The sequence below is a fragment of the Bremerella cremea genome, from assembly GCF_003335505.1.
GTDB lineage: Bacteria > Planctomycetota > Planctomycetia > Pirellulales > Pirellulaceae > Bremerella > Bremerella cremea_A.
In genome coordinates, this window is record NZ_QPEX01000003.1 from 51,270 (window position 1) to 76,743 (window position 25,474).

The 25,474-nt window shown below is 55.6% G+C and carries 23 protein-coding genes; 11 read left to right on the forward strand and 12 right to left on the reverse strand.

Features of this window, described 5'->3' with window-relative positions:
* Position 1: 1 nt before the first annotated feature.
* The 9 genes from DTL42_RS00240 to DTL42_RS00275 form a co-directional block, all read right to left on the reverse strand.
* Entirely contained in the window at positions 2-736 is a 735-nt protein-coding gene (locus tag DTL42_RS00240) for a class I SAM-dependent methyltransferase (RefSeq protein WP_114366663.1), read from the reverse strand.
* Positions 737-768: 32 nt separating this feature from the next.
* The gene (locus tag DTL42_RS00245; RefSeq protein ID WP_114366664.1) at positions 769-1,968 is read right to left on the reverse strand and encodes a DUF3419 family protein; all 1,200 of its coding nucleotides are present in this window, start codon (positions 1,966-1,968) and stop codon (positions 769-771) included.
* Positions 1,969-2,223: 255 nt separating this feature from the next.
* Entirely contained in the window at positions 2,224-3,114 is an 891-nt protein-coding gene (locus tag DTL42_RS00250; protein WP_114366665.1) for a DNA-binding domain-containing protein, read from the reverse strand.
* Positions 3,115-3,118: 4 nt separating this feature from the next.
* Positions 3,119-4,069 carry a DUF692 domain-containing protein gene (locus DTL42_RS00255; protein WP_114366666.1) on the reverse strand — a complete coding sequence of 317 codons (951 nt, stop codon included), beginning with the start codon at positions 4,067-4,069 and terminating at the stop codon, positions 3,119-3,121.
* A gap of 21 nt (positions 4,070-4,090) precedes the next feature.
* Positions 4,091-4,543, reverse strand: coding sequence for a hypothetical protein (locus tag DTL42_RS00260; protein ID WP_114366667.1), 453 nt, complete (start codon positions 4,541-4,543; stop codon positions 4,091-4,093).
* 161 nt (positions 4,544-4,704) lie between these two features.
* A complete protein-coding gene (locus DTL42_RS00265; RefSeq protein ID WP_425305505.1) occupies positions 4,705-6,003 on the reverse strand; it encodes an aminotransferase class V-fold PLP-dependent enzyme in 1,299 nt (432 codons plus the stop codon).
* Between the two features lie 64 nt (positions 6,004-6,067).
* The gene (locus DTL42_RS00270; protein ID WP_114366669.1) at positions 6,068-7,036 is read right to left on the reverse strand and encodes a hypothetical protein; all 969 of its coding nucleotides are present in this window, start codon (positions 7,034-7,036) and stop codon (positions 6,068-6,070) included.
* Positions 7,024-7,158, reverse strand: a complete 135-nt coding sequence (locus DTL42_RS26910; RefSeq protein WP_261341586.1) for a hypothetical protein — start codon at positions 7,156-7,158, stop codon at positions 7,024-7,026. The genes DTL42_RS00270 and DTL42_RS26910 overlap by 13 nt, the downstream gene beginning before the upstream one ends.
* A gap of 36 nt (positions 7,159-7,194) precedes the next feature.
* On the reverse strand, positions 7,195-10,275 hold the full coding sequence (locus tag DTL42_RS00275; RefSeq protein ID WP_114366670.1) for a YCF48-related protein: 3,081 nt from the start codon (positions 10,273-10,275) through the stop codon (positions 7,195-7,197).
* Positions 10,276-10,450: 175 nt separating this feature from the next.
* Between DTL42_RS00275 and DTL42_RS00280 the strand changes: the two genes are divergently transcribed.
* From DTL42_RS00280 to DTL42_RS00290, 3 genes are all read left to right on the forward strand, one after another.
* The gene (locus DTL42_RS00280) at positions 10,451-11,227 is read left to right on the forward strand and encodes a hypothetical protein (protein WP_114366671.1); all 777 of its coding nucleotides are present in this window, start codon (positions 10,451-10,453) and stop codon (positions 11,225-11,227) included.
* A 78-nt stretch (positions 11,228-11,305) separates the two neighbouring features.
* On the forward strand, positions 11,306-12,469 hold the full coding sequence (gene bioF / locus DTL42_RS00285; RefSeq protein ID WP_114366672.1) for an 8-amino-7-oxononanoate synthase: 1,164 nt from the start codon (positions 11,306-11,308) through the stop codon (positions 12,467-12,469).
* 115 nt (positions 12,470-12,584) lie between these two features.
* Positions 12,585-13,046 carry an FxsA family protein gene (locus DTL42_RS00290; protein WP_158545172.1) on the forward strand — a complete coding sequence of 154 codons (462 nt, stop codon included), beginning with the start codon at positions 12,585-12,587 and terminating at the stop codon, positions 13,044-13,046.
* A 238-nt stretch (positions 13,047-13,284) separates the two neighbouring features.
* On the opposite strand, the gene DTL42_RS00295 is transcribed toward DTL42_RS00290, so the two are convergent.
* Positions 13,285-14,793, reverse strand: coding sequence for an FHIPEP family type III secretion protein (locus DTL42_RS00295; RefSeq protein ID WP_114366674.1), 1,509 nt, complete (start codon positions 14,791-14,793; stop codon positions 13,285-13,287).
* Between the two features lie 507 nt (positions 14,794-15,300).
* Here DTL42_RS00295 and DTL42_RS00300 point away from each other — a divergent pair.
* From DTL42_RS00300 to DTL42_RS00320, 5 genes are all read left to right on the forward strand, one after another.
* Complete coding sequence (locus DTL42_RS00300) at positions 15,301-16,644, forward strand: PhoH family protein (protein WP_114366675.1); 1,344 nt, start codon at positions 15,301-15,303, stop codon at positions 16,642-16,644.
* 459 nt (positions 16,645-17,103) lie between these two features.
* Entirely contained in the window at positions 17,104-18,216 is a 1,113-nt protein-coding gene (locus DTL42_RS00305) for an alpha/beta hydrolase (protein ID WP_114366676.1), read from the forward strand.
* 132 nt (positions 18,217-18,348) lie between these two features.
* Complete coding sequence (locus DTL42_RS00310) at positions 18,349-18,984, forward strand: adenylate kinase family protein (protein ID WP_114366677.1); 636 nt, start codon at positions 18,349-18,351, stop codon at positions 18,982-18,984.
* 242 nt (positions 18,985-19,226) lie between these two features.
* Positions 19,227-20,084 carry a branched-chain-amino-acid transaminase gene (ilvE, locus tag DTL42_RS00315; protein WP_114366678.1) on the forward strand — a complete coding sequence of 286 codons (858 nt, stop codon included), beginning with the start codon at positions 19,227-19,229 and terminating at the stop codon, positions 20,082-20,084.
* An 85-nt stretch (positions 20,085-20,169) separates the two neighbouring features.
* Positions 20,170-20,865 carry a 3-keto-disaccharide hydrolase gene (locus tag DTL42_RS00320; protein ID WP_114366679.1) on the forward strand — a complete coding sequence of 232 codons (696 nt, stop codon included), beginning with the start codon at positions 20,170-20,172 and terminating at the stop codon, positions 20,863-20,865.
* 80 nt (positions 20,866-20,945) lie between these two features.
* Here DTL42_RS00320 and DTL42_RS00325 read toward each other — a convergent pair whose 3' ends face one another.
* Complete coding sequence (locus DTL42_RS00325; RefSeq protein ID WP_114366680.1) at positions 20,946-21,863, reverse strand: hypothetical protein; 918 nt, start codon at positions 21,861-21,863, stop codon at positions 20,946-20,948.
* 204 nt (positions 21,864-22,067) lie between these two features.
* Between DTL42_RS00325 and DTL42_RS00330 the strand changes: the two genes are divergently transcribed.
* The gene (locus tag DTL42_RS00330; protein WP_234824017.1) at positions 22,068-22,523 is read left to right on the forward strand and encodes an EVE domain-containing protein; all 456 of its coding nucleotides are present in this window, start codon (positions 22,068-22,070) and stop codon (positions 22,521-22,523) included.
* Between the two features lie 39 nt (positions 22,524-22,562).
* Here DTL42_RS00330 and DTL42_RS00335 read toward each other — a convergent pair whose 3' ends face one another.
* Positions 22,563-23,558 carry a 2-hydroxyacid dehydrogenase gene (locus DTL42_RS00335; RefSeq protein ID WP_114366681.1) on the reverse strand — a complete coding sequence of 332 codons (996 nt, stop codon included), beginning with the start codon at positions 23,556-23,558 and terminating at the stop codon, positions 22,563-22,565.
* A gap of 30 nt (positions 23,559-23,588) precedes the next feature.
* Between DTL42_RS00335 and DTL42_RS00340 the strand changes: the two genes are divergently transcribed.
* Both DTL42_RS00340 and DTL42_RS00345 read left to right on the forward strand, forming a co-directional pair.
* Complete coding sequence (locus DTL42_RS00340) at positions 23,589-24,206, forward strand: HAD family hydrolase (protein WP_158545173.1); 618 nt, start codon at positions 23,589-23,591, stop codon at positions 24,204-24,206.
* 95 nt (positions 24,207-24,301) lie between these two features.
* Positions 24,302-25,384, forward strand: coding sequence for a TIGR03009 domain-containing protein (locus tag DTL42_RS00345; protein ID WP_114366682.1), 1,083 nt, complete (start codon positions 24,302-24,304; stop codon positions 25,382-25,384).
* The last annotated feature ends 90 nt before the right edge of the window (positions 25,385-25,474 follow it).

Consider the following 25,474-nt stretch of genomic DNA (forward strand, 5'->3'; position numbering starts at 1 on the left):
CTTAGCTTTCTTTCTTCGTGCCGGTGAAGATGTAGTAGGGGGTCTTAAACCACAACAAGTACGGCACCTTGGCGCGATTCTCTTCTAGTTTGGTCGTATCGAAGTGGCGTCGCAAATAGGGGAGATGATCGCGCGACGGAAAAACATTGTCCGAGGCAAACCATACCGGCCAAAAGCTGCGGGTCGACCAAGGATGCCGCTTCATCGATTCGTCGGGAAACTTACGCGAAACGTAAAAATCGACCACGCCGATCGTGCCGCCTGGCTTGAGGATTCGCAGTGCGTTGTCGATTGCCGAAAACCAGTCCGGAATCATCGTCAACGAGTACGAGAAGGTCACCACATCGGCGTATCCTTCTTCCGGCGTCCAGGTCGTGGCATCTGCTTCCACGGTCTGCACGTTCTGCCAGCCCCGTTCTTCGATCCGCTGATCGCACACCTTTAAAAGGGACGAGGCGAGATCGACCACATACGCTTTCTTCAGCCGCTCGATCCGATCGGAAATGAATTCCAGATTCGAGCCAGTGCCCCCTCCCATATCGACCCAGACGGCACCTTCCGGCGGTTGGATCGATTGGTACATCTCTTCCCGCCCCTTGAGCAGGCGTTTGCGGAAGTCGTCGTAGGCGCCGGCTTGGCCACTGTAAAAGCTGTCTAACCGTTCGGCGTGATTCTTGCCACGCACCGGTTTGACTGCCAGGTGATAAAGAACTTTCAGGTCCGAGGCCAAGCTCATCAGGTGCTCCTTCAGGTGGTTGCGAATGCGAACTAGGCCGCGATGTCCGCGATCCGAAACGCCCCGTAGGTATGAACCCGATCTTTGACGTGCAGTTCGTCTGCTAGTGGCTGATTGTAGGTTAACAATTCGCCGACCTGCTTTTTCTGGCCGTTGTGGGTGATTTCGACTTCGTCGATGAAGTCGGTATTCAGGCCACCGGTACGCCAAATAATACGCGCATCTTCCTCGCCCTGTAGGCGTTCGGCAATGGCCTGCCACTCGTTGACCAAGGCAAAGTACAGCTTGTCGGTCAGCCAGTCTTGGTGATCCAGCAACACCAGGCGGTGAAGCGGATGATCGGTGTGCTTCTCTAGGAAGTGTTGCACCGAATCGGTATGGGTGCTGACCTTATGCACCAAGCCGTCTTTCAGCAACTGGAAGTTCTCTGGCTTCAAGTATTCGGGACAGCAAGCCTCGGTGTATTGACCGGTTACATAAACCCGCCAGAAGTAGTTGTCTTGAATCGGCAACTCAGCAAAGACGGCCCGCATGTTGTCTTGGACGAACTCGGCAATCCCGTTGGCGTATTGCTTTTCCAAGTGTTCGCGTTGGGCTCGCGGCACGCCAACCAAACTCCACGTGGTATCGCGGCTCATGGCGAACTTGAGGGGGCCGGTCCAGAGCTTGCGGTCGATCACCTCGAAGATTTCGCGCTGCTCGTCAATCGAATTGGCATCTAAGAGGTCGAGTACCAACGGACGCATCCGCAGGACGTTATCGACGTACATATTCACCACTTTGGCAAACGCACCGGAGGTACCCCGGAAGTAGAAACTTTTGCGTTTGCGTGGCTTGAAATATTTGATCTTCCTATCCCAGTAGCTGCGCGACCATTCCGGCAACGCACCACGCAGTTGTGACTTATAGGTCTCTTTGAAGTTCAGCAACTGGCCTTTACCGAACATGGAGAAGAAGTCTTCATACTCCAGGTTCTGGATCGCTGCTTTCTTCAAATCGAGCAGGGCGTTTTGCCGTGGATTCATATCCACCGCGTAAACATGGTTTGCGCCCGCCAGGACATAGTCCAGGGCGTTGCAACCTGCCGACGTGATGACCATCACGTTGTGGTGGGGTTGGATATCCAGGGCGACCCGATCCAAACGGGGGTCTTCCCAGCATGTATTGTAAACTAAGTTATTACGGTGGACGAAGTTAAAGACGCGACCTCGAACCCAGCTAACCAATGCCATTGCGGCCCTCAAAGAACTAGATCGGGCAAGGGGAGGGGATTGCCGTTTTGGTAATCCATCCTAGCGGCGGTGCTGACGAATCGGCACCAAAATATAACTTATTGATTGTAGGGGCTTACTCGCCGTTCACAAGCAGCAGGGCCCCCATTCCCCCTCCATTTCCTTGCTTCTTACATAAGATTTACCCATTCTCGCGATCCCGTAATCGGCAACGAAAATGCCTTGCCGCTCGGCGGATCGCCTTTCCGTAGTTCGCTATGCCCCGCTACTTATCGCGAGAATAAGCTCTTCAGTGGCTAGTTTTTTAAATGTGGCTGCTAGCACCTGGGGCAGATCTTCCGGCTCGCCCGTTTCATGAAGTGCTTCGTCGATTGCTTCCCCCACCGTCATCCCTTCGCCGAGACAAGCCAGCAAAACATATTGAAAATGCGACAAGGGAATCCGTCGCACAACGAAATCGCGTCGCGAGAGAGCCAGCCAAGTAGGCTGCGGCTGAGGGATTGCCACTTCGACAGTCCCTTTTTTGGCTTCGGTTACGTAAGCATTTACCGGAAACGAAAACGCGAACGTCTGCAGGCAAGGGACCAATTGAAGCTGGGATGTCCAGAAATCTTCTGGCGACAACTGCTTGAGCGCGAGAGGGCCAATCACCGCTTGCCCTTCGTAGCCAGGGCCATCGAAAACCTGATCGATCCCCCACTCTAAACGGGCCAGGCAAATAATAAAGTCCGCCCAGCCAGGCTCGTCCCCCGACTCGGCAGGGCGAGTTTCGTTGAGAAATTCGACAAAGCGATCCCCCAAACGGTTCAGCGTGTACGAGCGAGACGGATACTGCTGCAAATAGCCCAAGGCAAATTGGTCAAACAGTTCGTCCCCCACCGTTTGGGCGAAGAGCGGGAAAATGGCTTTCAAACATTCGCACAGTCGAGCGAAGTAGGCGTTGGCGTAAACTTCCAACCGCTGAACGCTGCTCCGCTTTTGGCTGGGCAAAACGACGGCTTCCAGCTCGTCAGGGGCAATATCGATCCAGCTGCGCGCTTCCGGCGAAGCAACACCCCCAGAAACCCCAGACACGTTGGTAATAACGGCCTGAAACCATTTTTGCAGCACCGGCAAATCGCTGGGCTTGGTCGTCTGTTTTTCCATCCGCCTAGCCCACCTCGTGATCGATATGATGGGCAGGATGCGGCACAACCGTGCTCGTTTTGGGCTGCTTTTCCTGCGGCTGAGCGGCGACGATCGGCTCTCCCTGAATCAACTGCCGAGCCTTGAGCACTTCGGCGTGCATCGTCGGAAAATCAGGGATATTGGCATCCCACTCGAGCAGTGTCGAGACGCCTCCGGTTCGCTGGTGGGCCAGTTGATACAGCTTCCAAACCGGATCAATCACGTGGCCATCGTGGGTGTCGATGCAATAATCCCCCATATTCGTGTGCCCGGCCAGGTGGAACTGGACGACGTTTTGCCAGGGGATGTTTTCGATGTACTCGACCGGATCGAAGTCGTGATTCACGGACGAAACATAAACGTTATTCACGTCGAGCAGCAGCCCGCAGCCGGTCTCTTGTGTTAGTGCGGTCAGAAACTCCCACTCGGTCATGGTCGAGGCAGCAAAGGTGACGTAGCTGCTGGGATCTTCCAGCACGAGTGGCCGCTGAAGAAACTCTTGCACTTCTGTCACGCGCCGGGCGACATGCCGCAAGGTTTCTTCGTTGTACGGGATCGGCAACAAATCGTGCGTGTTTTGACCAGCCACCCCAGTCCAGCAGACATGGTCCGAAATCCAACGTGCCCCGATTTCGCCAGCTAATTTCTTTAACTTGCCCAGGTACTCGAAATCGAGCGGGTCGGTACTGCCAATTGAAAGCGAAACCCCGTGCATGACGACCGGGTAACGCTCGGCCACTTGATCGAGCACATAGCGTGGCCGACCTTGCGAGTCGATGTAATTTTCCGAGATGATCTCGAACCAATCGACCGCCGGCCAATGCTTGAGCAGATAACCGAAATGAGGCGCTCGCAGCCCCACGCCCAGACCGAGGTTCTCGAAACCGAGCCGAGGCTTGGCTTGCCTAGACTCGGCATTTTGTGGCGGAGGCATGTGCAGACTCTCAAGCGGCTCTTAGGCGGCGGCTTCCGGAGCGGGCTTCAGATCGACCCCTTTCTCCTTCATCTTCTCCTCGAAGATCTTACGGGCCGTTTCCCACATCTTACCGGTCATCGGAATGGCGCAATGCCCTTTGCCAGCACACTCGTTGGCCCCTGGAGTTTCACCGCAGCCACCCTGCCCTTTGCATTCGTTTTGGCCGCCACAAGCGTGGTGCTCGATGGTAGCACACGAGCCAGCCCCGGCGCAATCATTTTTGCCTTTAGCACCGTTCCCCTTGCACTCGTTCAAACCACGGCAAGCGTGCTTGGCAACGGTGGTGGTCGCCTCAGCCGGAGGGGCTTCCCCGCCATCATCGGCAGGCTTCTTTTCGCCACCGCAACCAATCGCCCCAGCCGAAATCATGCCACCGAGCGCGGCCGCAGATAGTTTGTGGAAATCACGACGAGTGTAATCTTTGCGAGCCATGGGCAATCTCTCTCCTACCGAGATGTTCGAGGGGCCTGTTGGGTTGTGAATTGGCAACCAGAGTGCTGCCTGACCTGAATAGAGCATTGTCATACTCAGGCTAGGGATAATCCCAGTCTATCCGATCGAAGACAGGATGTCTGGTAAGCCAACCTACAAAACTACCCAAAAAATGCGACCGTCGTTTTCACCGAATCGGCTAATTTTTGGACTTCTTCTCGGGTGTTGTACAGGTAGAAACTGGCCCGCACGCTGGCACTGATGCCGAGTTTCTTATGCAGCGGCAAAGTGCAGTGATGCCCTTCGCGTACGGCGATTCCATGCCCATCGACAAACGCGGCCACGTCGCTGGCAGCTAAGCCGTCGATCGTGAAGCTGACAATTCCAGCCTTTTCCGTGACACTTGGCCCCAAGAAACGTAAGCCGGGAATACTGGCCAGCAGGTCGTGCGCATACGCGGCCAACGATTGTTCGTGCTGCAAAATCTGGGAGAGACCAACCTTTTCGAGGTATTCGATGGCCGGCTTCAAGGCAATCGCATCGGCAATCGGAGGGGTGCCCGCTTCAAACTTCGACGGCAGCATGGCCGGGGTGAAATGATCGATCGCAACATGGTCGATCATGCTTCCGCCCCCTAAAAACGGTGGCATCGCATCGAGCAGTTCCTCTTTGCCGTACAAAATGCCTACGCCAGAGGGGCCGAGCATCTTGTGAGCGCTAAAGGCGACGAAATCGGCGTCCCACTTGGTGACATCGATCGCCTCGTGCGGCACGGCCTGGGCGGCGTCGACCAGCACCTTGGCACCTACCGCATGCGCGGCCTCGACCACTTGCTCGACCGGATTAATCGTTCCCAACACGTTAGAAACGGCACAGAGTGCGACAATTTTGGTCCGCTCCGAAAGCAATCGGGGCAGATAATCCAGATCGAGCAGGCCTTCGCCGGTAACGGGAATCGCCCGGATGGTGGCGCCGGTTCGTTCGGCTAACTGGTGCCAGGGAACCAAGTTCGAGTGATGCTCCATCTCGGTCAGCAAGATCTCGTCCCCGGCCGCAAGGTTGGCATCTCCCCAACTTCGGGCGACCAAGTTGATGCCCATGGTCGTGCCGGAGGTAAAGATGACCTCGTTATCCGATCTTGCCCCGATAAACCGCTGGGCTGCCCGGCGAGACGCTTCGTACAGTTCGGTCGATTCCGAACTCAGGCGGTGTCCGCCACGATGCACGTTGGCGTAATACCTTTGGTAGACATCACTTAGGCAATCGATTACCGATTGCGGACGCTGGCTACTGGCAGCATTGTCTAAATAAACCAGCGGCTGACCTTCGTCGTCGTTCTGGTGGAGAATCGGAAAATCGGTACGGATGCGAGCGACATCCAACTGCGATTCCATCTGGATTGTGGCCATGAATCGTTGGTGAGCTTGAGGGAAATCGACCGCCAGAGACGGCCTCGACATTTTTCACATACTTTAATTAGTTTATTCCCCCAGACCCATTCCGACAACGAGCGGTTCGCTTCCTTTATTTCTGTCGCCAAAACATTTCGTCCGAGATCCCCAGTTGCTTCCGCGCCGCTATGGTTTGCTGAGCGAACCGTTTGGCATCGACGGGGTAACCAGCAGTCTCGGCAATTCCGGGCACCTGGGTGGCCCAGTAGCGATTAAACGCTAACATCGCGACCTCGCGATGGAATTTCGCGTAGATCGAAGCCAACGCTGTCGGGAGAAAGCCTTCCCCTTTCGAGCGGAATTCGATCGTCACTTGGCGCTCGTCGAGTTCCGTGGTGTAACGGCTAACTGCTTTCGATTCTTCCAGCGGCTGCCACCAGGCCGCAGGGAAGAAGTGTTGCAGCAAACCCAAGTAATAATCTCGCCCCCCGTGCTTGTCGCAGACGATTCGCACCGCCGACGCGTCCTTCGCCGGAATGCTCTGTAGCAGGCAAATCACGAGCCCCATTGTGGCTTGGGAAAGGAGAGTGCTTTTGTTATCGCAGGTAGCTAAGCGGGCATTGAACCGCTTGGCCGTCAGAAATTGGCTTCGCACGTCCGCCAAGGTAACCCCGGCGGACTGGCAGGCTTCTAAGAAAGCGGCGCGGCGGCTGGCGATGAGTTCGCAGTCAGCATGCAGCGGGAATGGGGTGTCCCACCCTTGATACCAGGGGGCATGCTCTCCGAGCACTTCGTCCGGCAAGTCGACTTCACACGGGCCATGCCAAATCGGTAGCACGTTGGCCGTAGGTACGCAGGTCGCCAAGACCGCTTCTTCCAACAGGGAGACGTCTTTGCGTTTAGCGTAAATCACCTTGGAATCGGCAATCGCGAGATGCTGCCGACTTGGCTTACTGGCCACGGCGGCCTGCAAACGTTGGTAAAGATCGACGGCCGCCAAGTCGTCGCCAGGCTGCTCGATCTGCCACAACGTACCCCCAATCACCAGCGGCCCCAAATTCGGGCCGTAGCCAGCTTCGTCTACACCAATCAAATACGCCACACGATTCCCCTGCGAGTTGCTTCATTGAGGTCTGCGGCATGAATCCAATAGGGGCGACCAACGGAAGCCCCTGATTCGTGGCCAATCTGCATGTTGCCACGTTGGATTACGAGCGTAGACATCAATAGTCCTATCAACTCGCTTGGTTCTAGGGCTCTTTAGCGAAATTGCAAGAGGCCGAACTCGCTGGGGCTCATTTCGTAGACGGCACTCTGGGGCCAAGCTTCCGTTCCTTCCCCCACAATCACGCGCTGCGCGGCCATCGCCCACGAGGTGCCGGGACGAATGTTCTCGCCGGTCAATTCAGCTAAGGGAATAGCCGCTTCAATGGTCCAAAACATGCGATCTTGTTTCGACGCGACAAACCACTGAGGGTCCCACGTTTGGTTGCCTGCCAGGGCATCGGAAGTCATCCCGCGATAATCCACGGTCAGCTCGTATGCCGTGGCGTAGTCTCGGTCGAGATCGAAGTAAAGACGCACACGGTCACTGGCAGCCAAATCGGCATCACGCGGCCGAGCCTCTAAGGATGGCGTTTCGTAGTGAAACTTCTGCGACTTCATGCAGCGAATTGCCAGATACAAATAGTCTTCATCGAAAGCGACCATCATCGCAGCCGGTGGCGCCCCTTCCTCTTTGGAAATCGTTCCGGCTTGAAAATCAACCGGCTTGCCTGCTTGCCAGATCCTGTCGTCCAGCTTGCCATCGAGGATCGGTTTGATCTCGCCGTAGGTGGCTTGCACGTTGGGGGCATCGATCTGCACGTTGCCGCGGCCTAAGGCAAGCTCCCACTGGGCTTTTCGCGACCAAGGATTGTCTTGGCTCAAGTTGAGCAGCCGCCGCACGTACGATTCCCCTTGGCGAGAATGTCCTTCGGCGGCCAGCAAGCGTTCCAACGAAAATGCGACCGCCGGATCGGACAGCATTTGTGGCATCAGCTGATTCAGTTCCTCGATCAACTGATTGGCCTGCTTGGTCGACTCGATCGGACGTTGGTAGTTTTCAGGTTTATTGAAACTGACCGGCGCGATATCGGGGTCGTCTTGCTCAGTTTCTTCTTCACTGGCGGCTAGGCGTTTGGTCGGCGCGGCGAACTCGACGGCATCTCGCTCGTGGAAACGGATTTCGTTACTGGCGTAATACCCCAGCAACCACGCAGCCGAACGAGGTGCCAACGAGCTTTGGGGGAACTTCCGCACAATCTGATGGTGCATGTCCGAGGCCAAGCTCAAGTTGCCGCTTTGGTTCGCTTTTTGTGCCAAGTGAAACAGCACCTCAACACTTCGCTGCGGCGGCAAGTCTTCACTCATGCGTAGCATCTGCCCTAGCAACAGGGCACCACGTTGTTCGTCTTCAACCGCACGGTTGATCATTTCGAGCATGTTCCGCCGCTTCTGGGCGAGCCGCTGTAAACTTGCCAGGTCGACCACCGGCATCTGTTGCGGGGGACGGCGGGCCTCTTTACCGGCGGGCAAGGAAAGTCCGCTGAAGATTTCCGCGACGCGTCCTTCGGCGACGTTAGCCGAACGGAGTACCTTTAACTCGACCGTGGCTGGCCCTTCCAAGAGTTCGCCAAAGGCAATCCCGCGTGAAACGCCAGCATGCTCAGAGAGCGACATCGCCAGTTGCGGCGAGATTTGAGTTGCGTTGAGCGTGATCGAACCTCGTTCGCCCTCCGGCATCACACTGCAAACCCGCGCAACCGACCATGGCTCGAGCCCAAGCTCGGATTGATGCTCGGGAAAGGCCTGGATATCGCCTGCCTTCTCGACGGCATTGAGCACAACCTGATTGACCAGATAAGCCATGGGCTGCTTGCCGGTAGGATCGGCATGATCGGTCAGCACCACGGCAGGTCGCCACTGCCGAATGAGCCGTACGAGGTAGGCTTCGACAGCCAACAATCCCTGACCGTCGTTGGCGGTATCCCAACCGGCGATCATCGGCTTTCCGCTTAAGTTCAATTTCGGATCTACGGCAGGAAACTGCCAAGTGGTGTGCCCCAGATTGGCCCCGCTGCTGCTCAGCGCATCTTGCAAGGGAAGTCGTGGCAATCCACTTTTCATGGTGGGTCGGTTCACGACTTCCATCCCGGTGAGAAAGCCCTGCGTACCGGCGTGGTAGCTGATCAGCTCGAATGGAATAATCGACGGATCGTGAACAATGCCAAGCAAAGCCAGACGTTGGCCTCCTTGCCGCTGCACCGTCCATGTCTTGCCGCCATCGGTGGTGTTCAAGATGGTGCCCAAGGCCCCTACCGCCCAGCCGTTGGCCTCGTTGCGGAAATAAATTCCACGCAGCGTGGCAGTGGTGGGCAATCTTTGAAGCGAGAACGACTTACCGGCATCGCTTGAATGCAGCAGAACACTCCCAGGTGCTCCGCCAATCCAAATCTGATTGCCAAGGCGTTCAACCGCATAGAAGCTTGTCTGCCGCAGCGTTCGCCCCAGGCAATCGGGCGTGACAATTTCCCACGCGGCACCGGCATCGGATGAGTTCAGGATTAGGCCTCCTTCCCCCACGGCGGTTGCCCCTTGAGAACCAGCGACGACAATCGCTTCCATATCACGCAGTGGGTCGGCTTGAATGGTTGGCTGACGAATGCCGCCACGATCGGCGAGTGAGAGGTTCCCCCCTTTGCCAGCTAACAGCAGTTCGCCATTGGGCAGCACGGCCAGCTTTCGGAAACAAGCCTCTTGGGTTCCTGGCAAACCTCGCCACGAACGGCCACCATCGGTTGTCTCGAACAGGCCACTAGGAAAGACGTTCGATCCATTACCGACCGCCCAGCCGTGACGTGTGTCTTGAAAGTGAACGCTGGTGAGCCTGGGCATTGCTTGAGAAGGCAAGACTTGCCACGAGTTGCCCCCATCGGAAGTTTGCAGTACTACACCGCGTGTTTCAGCGGAATAAGGCAACTGGACACCTCCCACCACCCAACCATGCTTGGGATCGGAGAAGTGAACGGCATGCAAGTGCGCCTCGGTACCAGAAGGGATCTGATTCCAATTCAGGCCAGCATCCGAAGTGTGCCAGATGATGCCATGATCGCCCACCGCCACGCCATGACGATCGTCCACAAAGTGGATGTCGTTAAGCGTCGCATCGCCGTACCAAGTGTTCGGCACGTCGGCCAGAAGTGGTTTTGCCGAAAGACAAAGTGCTAGCAACATCCAAGCTGGCAACCAGCCGGTGCTGAAAGAAAAGCGATAGGAACAATACCGAATGCGTCCATTCATTCGTGAAACCACCACAAAACGGGGGCGAGGAGAATCTAATTGGGGACGGAATCTTAGAAGAATTCGCGTAATCGTGCCAATCCGGTTCGTTGAACTTTAGAGATTTCTTACGAACCGAATCGAAAAAAACGCGATAAACAAATAGGAAACGCCATGTCCTAGAGGGGAAGAGCCAATGCAGACGAGAACTTGGGTAGTCTACGCAATTGCCGCGTTAAGCTGGCTGTCGTTGGCTTTGCCAGCAGCCGAAGCCGGGTTCAACGACGACGTTGCCAAAGTGCTTTCGCCGATCTTGGAAGACGCCGTACGACGCTGCGTTCCGACCACGTTCCAAGACGAGTCCGATTGGAATCGCACCCACGAGTTCACCAAACGCCTTAAAGTGCGGGGCAAATGGAATAACCTTAAGCTGGAACGGGTGCGAGAGGCCCAGAAGCATGGCGATTGGGTCCGGTACATGGGGCACATCGAGAACCCTCAACAAGATGTGCAGATTTGGGTCGAAAACCTGAACGTCAGTCCAACGCAATCGACCTGCCAGATCTATGCCCGCGTTAAATTTCAAGGAGAAGCAGAGTACCAGCAGTGGGTTCGGAATGTCCGCTTGCTAGGCGTGAGCGTTGTCGTGGAAGCGACCGCCAAGATACGCCTCGATGTACAGCTCGATACCAAGTTCAACGCGGCCGGGCTGGTGAGTTCCGCCGAATTTACCCCGCAAGTAGTTAGCGGAGCGATCGACCTGGAACATTTCTACGTTCACCGCATCGGCAAAGCCCACGGAGAAGTCGCCGAGCAGATTGGCGAACAGTTGGAAGGCACCTTGGCCAAAAAACTGGCCAGCAAGCAAGACAAACTGGTCCGGGCCGCCAACAAAGCGATTGGCAAGGAACTGGAAGACGGCACGCTCAAGCTCGACCTGGTCTCGTTCCTGCGGCAACAAATCAAGAAGTGATCGGCCCGCCACCCCGGTTTATGCCGCATAGGAAGTGCGCGATAATTGGGACGATTCCCCTTTATCGAAAGCACACCGATGCCTGACCCACTCGCTTGGATTCCGGAACAACTAGAACTGCTGGAATCGCTTGAACGTCGCCGGACGATTCATATTCGCAGCACGCAACAAGGGCCAAACGTTGCCTGGAAAGATCGCGAACAGATCAATTTCAGCAGCAACGATTATCTGAACTTAGCCGCAGATCCTCGCCTGCAAGCGGCGGCGTGTGCCGCGATTGAAAGGGAAGGGTGGGGGAGTGGCGCGAGTCCTTTGATCACCGGTCGGGGGCAAAGCCAAGCCGATCTGGAAACGGCCTTGGCCCAGTTCGAGGGAACTGCGGCAGCGCTCACGTTCGCCAGTGGCTTCGCCGCCAACGCGGGCGTGATCGACGCGTTGGCCGATCGCGGCGACGTGATTCTAAGCGACTCGAAGAATCATGCCAGCATCATCGACGGCACACGGTTATCGAAAGCAACGGTTCGCGTTTATCCGCATCGTCATTTGGATTATCTCGAAAACCTGCTCAAGCAGTGTGGCACCTTTCGGCGGCGGCTGATCGTGACCGACACGTTGTTCAGCATGGACGGCGACTTGGCCCCTTTGCCGGAACTGGCCAACCTGGCAGAAGCGTACGATGCCATGCTGATGGTGGACGAAGCGCACGCTACCGGCGTTTTCGGAGCCAACGGTCGTGGACTGTGCGAACACTTTGGCCTGGAAGACCGCGTAGCCGTTCGCGTTGGCACGTTCAGTAAAGCCCTCGGCGGGCATGGCGGGTTTGTGGTTGGCAGCCAGCCGCTGATCGAGTGGCTGGTGAATCGTTGCCGTCCGTACATCTTTTCGACCGCCCCACCGGCAGCCAACGCCGGGGCGATGCTCGCAGCATTGCGGATCGTACACGACGAACCACAGCGGCGAACCGATTTGCTGGCGAAAGCAACCTGGCTGCGAACCCAACTGCGAGAAATCGGCTGGAGCCTGGGGGATAGTGAAAGCCAGATTATTCCGGTGATTGTCGGCACCGAGAACCTGGCCATGTCTCTCTCAGCCAAGCTTTACGAAATGGGAATGCTGGTTCCAGGGATTCGGCCTCCTTCGGTCCCAGATGGAGAATGTCTCCTGCGGATCAGCCTCTCTTGCGGACACACCCAGCAGCACTTAGACACCTTGGTGGCCGCCCTGACTGAATTGCGGCTTTAACCCATTGCCGTTGGCAACGACGGGGGGCATGCTATGATTCTCCTTAGCAAGATGGTTAGATCAATCTTCAACTTGTAACGGATTCAGAACCATTCAAGTCCTCGGCATCTTATTTGTGTTGTTCATTACGGTTCCTCTGTTGGAACTGTTTCTGTTGGTGTGGCTTGCGCACGTCACCAACCTTTGGGTGACGTGCGGGACGGTGCTGTTTACCGGCATCCTGGGGACGTTGCTGGCGCGTAGCCAGGGGTTTGCCACCTGGCAGAAACTCCGCCGGCAGATGAGTTCAGGCGAGATGCCCGGCAGCACGGTGGCAGATGCCGCGATGATTTTCATGGCTGGGGTCCTGCTGATGACGCCAGGGCTGCTGACCGATGCGGTGGGCTTTTTGCTGTTGATTCCCCCTTGTCGCGAATGGATGAAAGGACGTGTGCTGAATTGGGCCAAGAAGAACGTCCAGTTCACCACAACCACCACCGTAAACGGCGAAACGCGAACCTACACGAATCAATCGTCCGAGGTGGTCGACTCGTACGTGGTGCCCCATCGGGAAGAACCGAAGTCGCTGGAAGAGTAAGCCATAAAAACAGGTGGCATCAAGTTGACGACCCCCGTTTGCTCTGGGTTAGCAGGGCCGCACGGGCCAGAGGCACCGTGCCACACAAGAGTTGCTTACTGACGGCACGTCTGGTTCGACATTTTATTGTGGCTTGGTTACTCTTTCGTAAGCATGCCAAGCTTAAAGGAGCCATGCTCACGCGAACATGAGCATGGCATCCGATTTTTTTATTCAACCTGGTTACCAGAAAGCCTCTTTAACGGGGCCTACGTGGGGGAAGTTCGTCGGCAAGGTGCTCGACGATCTTGCCAGTCGGGCGATAGGTTCCGTCTTTGGCAACCGCCGGGTGCTGGCCTCGCTTGAGGGGAGGTTCCAGGGCTCCGACTTCTTCTGCGGAAAGAATCGCTTGCCAATAGATTTCCGTATTTCGTGGCACTTCGGCCAAGCTTAAGACCGAGATCTGCGGGAAGTGCGGCATCAGGATTTGCCACAAGCGATTCCGCAGCGAGGACGAAACCACCATGGCCACCGGTCGCTGCTGATCTTCCAACCGCTGGAACGTTTCACGCAAGACATCGACCATCCGCTCGACCCAATTACGGGTCTGCCGGGTTGCTTCTTCCTCGGTCAATTGTTGCAACAAAACCTCTAAGTCACGGTCGAGACCGATCGCTTGCACTTTACCGTTGGCCTCGAGATAACGCTGAATCAATTGGCGACCGAGACGCACTCGGACCAAAGCGACCAACATTTCAATCTCTTGATTGCGATGGCCATGCAAAGCCAGGACTTCGACAATCCGCGAGAAGTTCTTGATCGAAACGCCTTCCTCTAACAGCCGCTTAAGCACAGCGTGCAAAAGCGAACCTGTCATGGGACTCGCCCGAATCTCTTCGAATTCGCTCGGCGAACTCTCGCGCAGACGTTCGAGCATGTCGCGTACGTCCGAGAGGGTTAAAATCTCGTGAGCATGACGACGGAGTGTTTCTTGCATGTGGGTAACAACCAGCATGCTCGGGTCGATCACCAAGTAGCCGAGTTGTTCGGCTTCCTGCTGGCGGTCGCCCGTGATCCAGATGCCTGGGCCGCCGAACGTAGGATCGACGCCGCGTACCCCTTGTAATGTGCCGCTGGAAGTTCCCATATCCAGCGCGATATGCTGCCCCGGTCCCAGCTTGCCACGGGCGACTTCGCATTGGTCGATCAGGATTCGATATTCCTGTTCTTCCAAATCGAGCGCGTCACGCAGTCGTAAGCGAGGGACAACCACCCCGAGGGTGTCGACCAAGTGGCAACGAATTGCGGACATCCGCTGCATCAGTTCGCTGGAATCTGGATGAACCAGCCCGAGCAGCCCCGACCCCATTTCCAGGGTCAAGCGATCGATTTCGAGAAACGGCTCCCACGGCTCGGAAGTCGTAGCCTCCTCAGGTGGTGGCGCCTCGATACTTTCGCTAGGCAATTGCTGCGCCGTTTCCGGCAGGATCGGCATGTCCAGCAATTCGTCATCTGCGCAACGAATTGCGACGATGTGATGAAAATGAACTAATGCTTCTGAACCATCGGTGTAGCTGACACCGTCTTCATCCTCATTCCAGGAATTGGACCACGGCGTGTCCTCCGTCTCCTGCGAGGTTGAAGCATTCACCAGACGCACGCAATCTTTATAGATTGCGGCTAACTCGCCACGTAAACGAACGTGGCCAAACGTCGATACATAAACTTCCCTGCCGATGTAACGAGCCAGAATCGACGCATAATCCATTGAGAACCTCTACTGTCCCAAAGTTGCACGACTTGGATCTCGCACCCATCCGCGAAACCGCTTCCTTGTATGGTCGATTGTAGACACGCCCCCTCCTAAGCGGCAACTCAAAGGAAGCAACTTTTTGATCTTTCCCTGCCCACCTAGGCTAACTTTCCCGAAAGGAAAAGTTCTGGCGAAGATTCCACAAAGGTTTATAGAAGTGGACATTACGCCGCGTACCAGACACCGCTGCCCCATTCTGCCCGCGCGAACCCGTAAAGCCGAAAAAGGGACCGTGTCTATAATGAATAAAGCACGGAAACAGACTGAGGCCGCCAATCGCTGCAAGCCGCCTATTTCCCCGAAAATTGCATCGGCGCGAAAAAGCGGGCTTTATTCTGCTTGGCGCCTCCGTCACAATCCAATTCGAGCAATGGACTGTGACCAACATCGGGTACGCATTGTCGCCCTTCGACTCGGCATTTCATTTCTGGCGTGCCCATGGTCCCGTGCAACGGAGAACGCATGATTAGTCAGTCGGCGCAAACGCAGTTGAAGCTTTTCGTTCTCGACACCAACGTTATCTTGCACGACGCAAGATCGTTCCAAAACTTTGAGGAGCATGATGTGGCCTTGCCCATCACCGTTCTCGAAGAGTTGGACCGGTTTAAAAAAGGTAACGAGGACATCAATTTTCAGGCCCGTGAATTCCTTCGCCAGATCGACCAGATGACCGGCGATGTTCTTTCCGAAGAAGGGGCCGAACTAGGCGAAAACCAGGGCCGCCTTCGTGTGGTCATCACCAACGAGATCGACCACCGCTTGCATCAGGTCTTTCTGCACGATTCGCCTGACAATCGCATTCTGAACACGGCCCTGCATCTGCAGCACTACGTGAAAGACCGCCGGGTCATTCTGATCACCAAAGACACCAATTTGCGAATGAAGGCCAAAAGCTTAGGCCTGCAGGCGCAAGATTACGTCAGCGACAAAATCGAGAGCTCCGATAGTCTGTACACGGGGCGACGCACGCTGGAAAACATCACCACCGACCAGATCGATCGCTTCTATCAAGCCTCTGGCCATGTCCAACTCGGCGACTTCCCAGAAGTGGCCGAACCGTTCGCCAACGAGAACTTTGTCCTCAAGAACGGCTCGAAGTCGGTTCTGGCCACGTTCAACCGAGAAGAACAGGCCTTGCGGCGGATCGAGAAGTATTCCCCCTACGGCATCAAGCCACGCAACGCCGAACAAGTTTTCGCCATTCGGGCATTGATGGACGACAACATCAAACTGGTCACCTTGGCCGGCAAGGCTGGCACCGGCAAGACGCTACTAGCGCTCAGTTCGGCATTGGCTTGTTCTTCGGCCTATCGCCAGATTCTACTGGCCCGTCCGGTCGTTCCGCTTTCGAACCGCGACTTGGGCTACTTGCCAGGGGACATCTCCGCCAAGATGGATCCCTACATGCAGCCGCTGTTCGACAACCTTTCGGTCATCCGGCATCAATTCAACGATTCCGATAAAGAAGCCCAGCGGATCAACCGCATGCTCGAGCAAGAGAAGCTGGTGATCACGCCGCTGGCCTACATCCGGGGTCGTAGTTTGCAGCGGATGTATATGATCGTCGACGAAGCCCAAAACCTGACGCCGCACGAAGTGAAAACCATCATCACCCGCGCCGGCGAAGGGACCAAGATTGTCTTCACCGGCGACATCTACCAGATCGATCACCCGTACCTCGATAGCCTCTCGAACGGGCTGTCGTACATGATCAACCGCATGAAAGGGCAAGACCTGTACGCCCACATCTCGCTCGAAAAAGGGGAACGCTCGGAACTGGCCGATATTGCCAGCGAATTGCTGTAACTTTTCGCGAACCGAACTTAATTCATCGAACTATTGGCATCAGGGCACCCAGCCATTGCGCTCGGTGCCCTGGGATATTTTGCCCATCTTAAAAGGACGGTACCATGCTCTCGTCTTCGTGAGCATGGCCTTATCGCTTCTCATGCCGACGAAGACGACGACATGGCACCCCAGAGATCGATTCAAGTTAGCCCAGTCCGGCGGGCCTGTCTCACCAGATCGTGTGTACTTTCCGCAACTTCTCGCTTTTGCACAATCTTGAAAAATCTGTGCTTAAAACACTTTCTTTCTCGTTGAAAAGATGGCATGGTAGTAGCGTTCGACTCCCGCCTTATTGAGGTCTGCGCTGCCAAACCAATAGGGGCGACCAACGGAAGCCCCGGATTCGTGGCAAATCGGTCCGTTGCCAGGTTGGATTACCGGCGCAGACATCAATAACTCCTGCCTAAGCTTCTCTCCATGCGTACTGCTTTGTTACGTTTGAAACTGCTTCTTTCGATTTGCCTGGCATCCGTCTCGCTTGCCGGCGCCGATGAAGTTCCTGCTCAGCATGACGTCAATCAGGCGTTCGCTGGTCTGGCCGATCGCATGCAGCCAGCCCAAGCCTGGTCGGCGAAAACTCCGCAGGAACATGAAGCGTGGCGCGAGAAGATGCAGGCCACCGTCGTCGATCTGCTGGGAACCATGCCAGAGAAAGTTCCCCTGGAGGTAAAGTGGACCGAGAAGCAGGAGTTCGAGAAGTTCACGCGACATAAAGTCTACGTCCGCACGACCGCCGATTACTGGTCGCCGGTCTATTATTTCGTCCCTAAGAACATTACCGGCAAGCGGCCAGCGATCGTTTGTCTGCATGGACACAGCGGGATCGATCCTTACATTCGCCTCAACGAAACGCCTCCCCAGAAAGAAAAGACCGATCACTCGGCGCTCGACTACGCCCTGTACATGGCCGAGCATGGCTACGTGACGGCCGCGATTGTTGTGCGTGGCTGGAACGAAACCCAGGGGCGTCAAGATTGGTACGTCAAAACACCGCCGCGCAGTTGCCATCAGGTCACGATGAACACCTTACTGCTAGGCATGACCCCGCAAGGTCTGCGGTGCTGGGACGCGATGCGCGTGATCGACTTTCTGGAAACTCAGGATGAGGTCGACGCCGAAAAGATCGGCGTGGCCGGGCTCTCGGGCGGCGGCACGCTGGCGATGTACCTGCCGATTCTCGACCAGCGAGTCAAACTGGCGATGATTGCCGGGGCGTTTTCCGAGTATCGGCTTTCGATCTACAACATCAACCACTGCATTTGCAACTGCCTGCCTGGCATCATGGCCGCAGGGGAAATGGCCGACGTCGTCGCGTTGTTCGCCCCTCGCCCGGTGCTGCTGATTAACGGCGTCGACGACCAGATTTTCCCCATCGACGGAGCCCGGCGTGGTTTCGACACCTTAAAACAGGCTTACGGCGTGCTCGGCGTGCCAGAGAACGTCGATGCGGATTTCTTCGACGGCGGGCATGCCTGGTCGAATAACAAGACACTTGCTTTCCTAGAGAAACATTTCGGCGAGTTACCGTAATTTGGTAAAAACCGACTTGTCTCCTAGACTTATCCCGGTTTGCCGATTCCGCTTACGCGGCTAAGCCACTACAATCGGGCAAAGACGTAGAACTGACCCCCACGATAGATTCGATTCGTCAAGGAAGTCGCCATGCACAAGTATGTGTTCATGGGCGTACAGGGTTCCGGGAAAGGAACTCAAGCAAAACTCCTCGAGCACCACCTCGATCTTGCCCATATCGGGGTCGGGGATATCTTGCGGTGGAATATCAAAAACCACACCAAGCTGGCTGCTCGCATCAAACGAATTTTGAACGCCGGCAAGCTTGTCGACGACGAAATCGTGGAAGAGATCGTCCAGCGTCGCCTGCAAGAGCATGACTGGAACTTCGGTTTCATTCTCGACGGGTTTCCCCGTAATGCGAATCAGGCCGCCTTCTTTCTCGAAAGCTACGACATCGACGCGGTCGTTCACATCGTGGTGCCAGATGAAGTGATCAAGAAGCGGGTTCTCGCTCGCCGCTTGTGCGAAGACTGCGGCGTCGACTTCAACGTCATCGATCACCGCCCGAAAATCGAAGGACGCTGCGATATCTGCGGCGGTAAGCTGATCCGCCGCCCCGACGATACCGAACAAGCCTTGGCGACGCGCCTGGCCGAATATCACGAAAAAACCAAACCGGTTTTGGAAATCTTCCGCCGCAAAGAATTGGTCGTGGAAGTCGACGGCACCCAGGCCGTAGACGTGGTGCAAAGCCAGATCCGCAAAGCGATCAACATCGTCTAATCCGCCAGGCAGCCAAACGAATCTCGGAATTCACTGCCCGCCTCTTAGGGGGCAGGCAGCTTGAGTGAAATCGATCGATCCTGGAATGAACCCCTCCCTTCCTCGGCTGTCTCTGCTAAGGCAGTGTGATTATTTCTATTTAAGCCCCAATTCTGCCGTTTGAGGGCACTAGGGCACCTTCCCAGGATTACGCTATAATGCTCGTTTCTACTCAACACTCCGCTCCATCTAATAACATACCCATGACCGCGAAAGTCTATATCAACGGGAAAATCTTCGCCCCCGAAGAAGCGATGATCAGTGTTTTCGATCATGGCCTGCTCTATGGAGATGGGGTTTTCGAGGGGCTGCGTATCTATAATGGCAAGGTTTTCCGCCTAGAACAGCACATTCGCCGCCTTTATGACTCGGCAAAAGCCATTTGCCTGGCGATTCCGCTCACACCGGCGGAGATGATCTCGGCCCTGGAAGAGACCGTCGAACAGAGCGGCTTTACCGACGGCTACATTCGCCTGGTCATCACCCGAGGAGCTGGTACGCTGGGCCTTGGCCCGGAACGAACCAAAGACCCGCAAACGATCATCATCGTCGACAAGATCAAGCTCTACCCGCAAGAGTTCTACGACAACGGACTCGAGATCATCACGGCCAGCACGATCCGCAACCACCCCTGTGCGCTTTCGCCCCGGGTCAAATCGCTCAACTACCTGAATAACATCATGGCCAAGATCGAGGCCTCCAAGGCTGGTTGCCTGGAAGCGTTGATGTTGAACCATAAGGGAGAGGTCTCGGAGTGTACGGCGGATAACATCTTCATCGTCCGCGACGGCAAGCTCCTTACCCCACCGACCGACGCAGGCATTCTAGAAGGGGTGACACGCGATGTGGTGCTGGAACTGGCCGTAAAGGCCGGTATTCCGACGCTCGAAAAAACCCTGACTCGCTACGATGTTTACGTCGCAGACGAATGCTTCATGACCGGAACCGCTGCCGAAGTGATTGGTGTGGTTAAGGTCGACGATCGTGTGATCGGCAACGGCAAGCCAGGCCCAATCACGCAAAAGTTGAAACAGCTCTTCGAGCAACATACCATGGGTTAGCATGCTCGGCCCTTCGCAAAACGATGCGAGGTAGGTTCGAGGCTGCTCACCTACCTCCCTTGTTCCTACTGCACGAAGGCCCGCTATGCTACTTGCCCGCTTTTCTCTTGCCGCGCTGTTCACGGTTCTCTCCACTGCGGCACTCTTAGCCGAAGAATCCCCCAATCAACTTTCCTCGGCAGAACAGAAACAAGGATTCGAGTTACTGTTCGATGGTACCGATCTGACCGGTTGGCAACACGCCGGCAACTGGCAGGTCGCCGACGGCGCGATCGAGCGTACCGGCAAAGGGGGCGACTTGGTTTACGAGGTGAAACCGGTGCCAGATGACTTTGAGCTTCGCTTCGAGTGGAAGGTGGCTCCTGGCAGTAACAGCGGCGTCTATTACCGTCCTGGCCAGTACGAATACCAGATTCTCGACAACGACCGGCACCCTAACGGCAAGGTGCCGGACACGACGGCCGCTTCCCTTTATTACTGCATCGCCCCGTCGCACGATGCGACCAAAGAACCAGGCGCGTGGAACACCGGGCGGATCGTCTGCCAAGGAACCGTCATCCAGCACTGGCTCAACGGCGAGAAGGTTGTTGATATCGATTACACCGATCCGAAATTAACCGCAGCAATCGAAAAGCTGAAGAAACGGGGCGCGACGCTCGATTCACGGGGAGCCAAATTAAAGCTGCAGGATCATGGCGATCCGGTTTGGTATCGCAGCATTCGCATGCGGGAACTGAACGGACACGAAGAACTCGACAAAAGCCCACTCAAGGGAAGTTAAATCGCAACCCGGGAGTGCAACCGTGTGCCATGTTCATGCAGAAGTGAACATGGCACGCGTTATTTCCAGCCAACGCAGACCTAGACCGTTTGTCTTTCGCAGGCGGTTGGATCAATATGCGGCTTAGGGGGCTTGAGGGGACGTAGGGAAGCTTCGATCTCCTCGACCTCTTCTTCCAGGCGTTCAATCTCGCGCTTCTTTTCTTCAATCAGCGACCTCAGCGTTTTGATTCGTGTCTCCGGCGAAAGCCGAGCTAACCGGCTGATCACGTCCATTGCCAGTAAGCCGCGCCAAACCCGCAAAGCAAGTCCCCGCATCCGATAAACACGGCTGGCTTTGGTGACTTGCTGCAGCCGGACAAGCTGCGTCATCTTGAAGACTCGCACGAAAGCAATCAGCGGCAGGCAGATGATTAGCAGATCGACCCAATGTTTCTTGACGTAGTCGATCTTCTTGCTGACCACCGAAAACATCACGATGAACTCCATCGTGAACGCCAGCCAGGTAACGCTGAAGCCCGTTTCTACAAAGATCTGCAAAGCAGGATACTTTGTTTTTTGTTCGGTCCAGACGAAATCGATCGCCAAGAGAGGCAAGATCATGATCGCCACGAAAATCATCGGTACGCTTAAATCGCGTTCGAGTTCCTCGTGCAGGTCATCATCGATATGCCGCCAACCAAGTATCGGCAGCCACAGCCGGGTGCCCGATTGCATATCGCGGCGAGCCAACCGCAGGGGTGGCAATATGCAGGCATACAGGGTGCTCCATTTTCGTGGACTGCCAAGCCCAAAATACCAAACGGCTTCTAGCCAAAACACCGGATACATGCCCAGTGTCAGCCACATAAACATCTTAAAAAGGGGCTCGGTACCAGGATGCTTCAGTTCGGTCATGAAAAGCTGAACGGTCAGCGAAAAGAACGTCAGTATCGTGACCGTCGCCACAAACATGGGGACCGCTAGCCATTGATCGCTTTGTCGCGTCGTGCTTTTCAATTCCTGTATTCTCAAAGGGCTGAAGGGGGGAAGATACGCCGTTTTTCCGCCATTGCGCTTCACGAGTCAAGTTCAGCTTACCGCCCCATGCCAATCTGGGGCCAAGTCGATTATTCTATCTTCTTCGGACAAAACATAAAAATCTTCCGCGAAATCCGCGATATCCCCAGACCGCAAACGGTAGATCTCATGCAGTATTGGCTCATGAAAACCGAACCTGAATCGTATTCCATCGACGATTTGGCCAAGGAAAAGAACAAAACGACTTTCTGGTCCGGCGTCCGGAACTATCAGGCCCGTAATTTCATGCGCGACGACATGAAAAAAGGAGATCTGGTCCTGTTCTATCATTCCAACGCCAAACCACCATCGATCGTCGGTGTGGCGGAAGTCGTGAAAGAGTCGTACCCGGACTTCACTTCCTGGGACGAAAACGACCACCACTACGACCCCAAAAGCACCGCAGAAAACCCGCGTTGGTTCATGGTCGACATCAAGCTGAAAAAGAAATTTCCCGAAGCCCTGGGACGCGATCAGCTGACCGGTGTCTCCGCACTTTCTGGCATGGAACTGATGCGGAAAGGCTCACGGCTTTCGGTCCAACCGGTAACGAAAAAGCAATTCGACGCCATCCTAAAACTGGCCAGCGTCACGCTTTAGCAAATAGCAGACGGCCCCTGGCAGAACGCGCGACCGGTTCTAATCGATTTTAACTTCACGCGAGAGCGTTTTTCCGGCGACGAATTCCTGCAGGTTTTCGACCGTGACCTCGGCGATCGCCTGCAGGGCGTTCTCGGTGAAGAAAGCCTGGTGGCCGGTGACCAACACGTTGGGGAAGGTCATCAAGCGAGCGAAAACGTCGTCTTGGATGACCGTCTCCGATTTGTTTTCGAAGAATAAATCCGCCTCTTCTTCGTAGACGTCGATCCCAAGGTAGCCAATTTGCCCTGATTTCAGGCCGGCTACGGCGGCTTTGGTGTCGATCAGTGCTCCACGACTGGTGTTGATGAGCATGACGCCACGTTTCATCTGGGCAATCGCTTTGTCGCTTACCAAGTGCTTTGTGGCCGGCAGTAAAGGGCAATGCAGCGAGATGATATCCGACCGCGCGAAAAGCTCGTCCAACGAAACGTACTTCGCCCCCAACTCGGTACATTCTTCTGCCGGTTGAATGTCGTACGCGAGAAGCTCGCAGCCAAAGCCGTGCATGATCTTGGCGAACAATTGGCCAATCTTGCCGGTGCCAATAACCCCCACCGTTTTGCCATGTAGATCGAAACCTAACAAACCTTCAATCGAGAAATTACCTTCGCGAACGCGGTTGTATGCCTTGTGGTATTTGCGGTTGAGCGTCAGGATTAAACCGGCAGCGTGTTCGGCGACCGCATAGGGGCTGTAGGCGGGGACGCGGGCCACTTGTATTCCTAGCTCCTTTGCTTTTGCCAGGTCGACATTGTTGTAGCCGGCACATCGCATGGCGATCATCCGCGTCTGGCCCTGGGCCAGCTTCTCGAGCACTTCGCTCGTAAGCACATCGTTCACGAAACAGCAGATCGCTTGGTAAGGATGGGCCAGCGGAACGGTCGTTTCCGTGAGGCGGGGCTCGAAGAAGTGCCAATGAATTTCCGTTCCCCGAGCTGCCTCCTCGAGAAACTGGCGGTCGTAAGATTTCGTTCCAAAGACGGCGACTTTCATGATTACTTTTCCTTCAAGCGGCGAATCTCAATGACGGCTTTGGCTCATCTACGTGGAATCATCTTCGACATGGACGGCACGCTCGTCGATTCCGGTCTCGACTTCACGGCCATGCGCAAAGAAATGGGCTTGCGGCCTGGTCTTCCCATCTTAGAGCAGTTAGCCGCTTTATCCCAAGACGAGCGCGTCGTGAAAGAGGCCATTCTGCACCGCCACGAAATGGCCGGGGCCGAGCGAGCCAAGCTGATCGAAGGAGCCGATCGCCTGCTGGCGGCCCTGGCTGCAACCGGACGTCCGCTGGCGATTGTGACCCGTAACAGCCGCGAAACCACAGCTTATACGCTTGATCGGCTGAAACTTACCCCCTTCTTCGATATCGTGATCTGCCGCGAGGATGGGCCCCATAAGCCGGATCCGTGGGCGATTCTCGAAATCTGCCGACGCTGGCAACTGACAGCAAGCGAAGTGGTGATGATCGGAGACTTTGAACTCGACATCCAATCGGCTCACAACGCAGGCTGCCCCAGTGTATTGTTCACTGAGGGAAAACCTCCTGGTTTGGTCGCTGGTTCGACATTGGCTACCCACACGGCGGTTCACCTAGACGACCTGCGGCAGCTGCTAGCACCAGGCAAAGATTCGATCTAGGTCGCATGGAGGGCATCTGATACGATCCGTGTTCGTTTCCCCAGGCTGGGTTATACCAGCCGGTTTGATTCCCCCTCAAAAAGCGGAAAACCTCGATGAAGAACGGAATCTTCCTCGCGGCGTGCCTAGTCTTTACGGGCCTAGTCACCAGCGTTACTTATGCTCAAGCCCCCAATTACAACTTTGGGCAACCGTCGGGATTGGCACCCAACAATCCGCAGCAGCAACAGCCGCAGCAGCAATTCGCACAGCAAGGGGCTCAGCAGCAGCAATTCGCACAGCAAGGGGCTCAGCAGCAGCAGCCGATGGGAATCATGCCGCCACCGTTTCAAATCACGGCGGCTGAACAAGACTACATCGACAGAATTCTCACCTTCTGGGAATTCCGCAGCAAAAAGGTGCATCACTACGAAGCCAACTTCCAGCGTTGGGAGTACGACTCGGTCTTTGGTCCGCCGAACCCGCAAATCTACAAAACCTACAGCGAAGGCATCATCAAATACGAACAGCCGGACAAGGGTTTGTTTCAAGTCGATGTCATCAAACACTACGTTCCACCTCGCGATAACCAGCCAGCTGAGTACCAAGCTCGCCCGAAAGAAGTGAACGAGCATTGGGTTTGCGATGGCGAATCGATCTTCGAGTTCGACGTACCAGCCAAGCAGCTGAAAGTCTGGCCGCTGCCGCCGGAACAAAAGGGACAAGCGATCACCAACGGTCCGCTGCCGTTTTTGTTTGGTGCCAACAAAGATGAAATCAAGTCTCGCTTTTACTTGCGAGTGGCACCGAACCAGGGCAACGCCAAAGACGAATACTGGCTCGAAGCCTGGCCCAAACGACCGACCGACGCGGCCGAGTACCGCTTTATCTCGATCTTGATCGATCAGAAAGAATTTCTGCCGTTTGCGATCGAAGTGTACGATCGGAACTTCAATCCCGAGGCCATAGCCCCCGAGAAACCCAACTTCTCGCGTACGGTTTATAAGTTCACCGACCGTAAGACCTACGAAGAAGGTGGCTTGACCGCGAATCTTCAGCAGATGTTCAAAGGTGCGTTCTATCAGCCCAAGCTTCCTTCCGGCTGGCAACGTGTCGTTCAATCGGGCCCTGGCAACGCCATGCAAGGTGGCAATGTGCCCGCCAACGCTGGTCGCCCACAGCAACAAATTCCGCGTTAGGCCATATTCCGCCTAGATCGCCTCGATTCGCAAATGTCCACCTTCCCGATTGTTTCAAGGATCGGAAAGGTGGATTTTCTTTTGCCCCTG

Bases quoted from the DNA above. Each gene is read 5' to 3' on its own strand.
- DTL42_RS00240 (WP_114366663.1), bottom strand. From the start codon at position 736: ATGAGCTTGGCCTCGGACCTGAAAGTTCTTTATCACCTGGCAGTCAAA.
- DTL42_RS00245 (WP_114366664.1), bottom strand. From the start codon at position 1,968: ATGGCATTGGTTAGCTGGGTTCGAGGTCGCGTCTTTAACTTCGTCCAC.
- DTL42_RS00250 (WP_114366665.1), bottom strand. From the start codon at position 3,114: ATGGAAAAACAGACGACCAAGCCCAGCGATTTGCCGGTGCTGCAAAAA.
- DTL42_RS00255 (WP_114366666.1), bottom strand. From the start codon at position 4,069: ATGCCTCCGCCACAAAATGCCGAGTCTAGGCAAGCCAAGCCTCGGCTC.
- DTL42_RS00260 (WP_114366667.1), bottom strand. From the start codon at position 4,543: ATGGCTCGCAAAGATTACACTCGTCGTGATTTCCACAAACTATCTGCG.
- DTL42_RS00265 (WP_425305505.1), bottom strand. From the start codon at position 6,003: ATGTCGAGGCCGTCTCTGGCGGTCGATTTCCCTCAAGCTCACCAACGA.
- DTL42_RS26910 (WP_261341586.1), bottom strand. From the start codon at position 7,158: ATGTCTACGCTCGTAATCCAACGTGGCAACATGCAGATTGGCCACGAA.
- DTL42_RS00275 (WP_114366670.1), bottom strand. From the start codon at position 10,275: ATGAATGGACGCATTCGGTATTGTTCCTATCGCTTTTCTTTCAGCACC.
- DTL42_RS00280 (WP_114366671.1), top strand. From the start codon at position 10,451: ATGCAGACGAGAACTTGGGTAGTCTACGCAATTGCCGCGTTAAGCTGG.
- bioF (WP_114366672.1), top strand. From the start codon at position 11,306: ATGCCTGACCCACTCGCTTGGATTCCGGAACAACTAGAACTGCTGGAA.
- DTL42_RS00295 (WP_114366674.1), bottom strand. From the start codon at position 14,793: ATGGATTATGCGTCGATTCTGGCTCGTTACATCGGCAGGGAAGTTTAT.
- DTL42_RS00300 (WP_114366675.1), top strand. From the start codon at position 15,301: ATGATTAGTCAGTCGGCGCAAACGCAGTTGAAGCTTTTCGTTCTCGAC.
- DTL42_RS00305 (WP_114366676.1), top strand. From the start codon at position 17,104: ATGCGTACTGCTTTGTTACGTTTGAAACTGCTTCTTTCGATTTGCCTG.
- DTL42_RS00310 (WP_114366677.1), top strand. From the start codon at position 18,349: ATGCACAAGTATGTGTTCATGGGCGTACAGGGTTCCGGGAAAGGAACT.
- ilvE (WP_114366678.1), top strand. From the start codon at position 19,227: ATGACCGCGAAAGTCTATATCAACGGGAAAATCTTCGCCCCCGAAGAA.
- DTL42_RS00320 (WP_114366679.1), top strand. From the start codon at position 20,170: ATGCTACTTGCCCGCTTTTCTCTTGCCGCGCTGTTCACGGTTCTCTCC.
- DTL42_RS00330 (WP_234824017.1), top strand. From the start codon at position 22,068: ATGAAAACCGAACCTGAATCGTATTCCATCGACGATTTGGCCAAGGAA.
- DTL42_RS00335 (WP_114366681.1), bottom strand. From the start codon at position 23,558: ATGAAAGTCGCCGTCTTTGGAACGAAATCTTACGACCGCCAGTTTCTC.
- DTL42_RS00340 (WP_158545173.1), top strand. From the start codon at position 23,589: ATGACGGCTTTGGCTCATCTACGTGGAATCATCTTCGACATGGACGGC.
- DTL42_RS00345 (WP_114366682.1), top strand. From the start codon at position 24,302: ATGAAGAACGGAATCTTCCTCGCGGCGTGCCTAGTCTTTACGGGCCTA.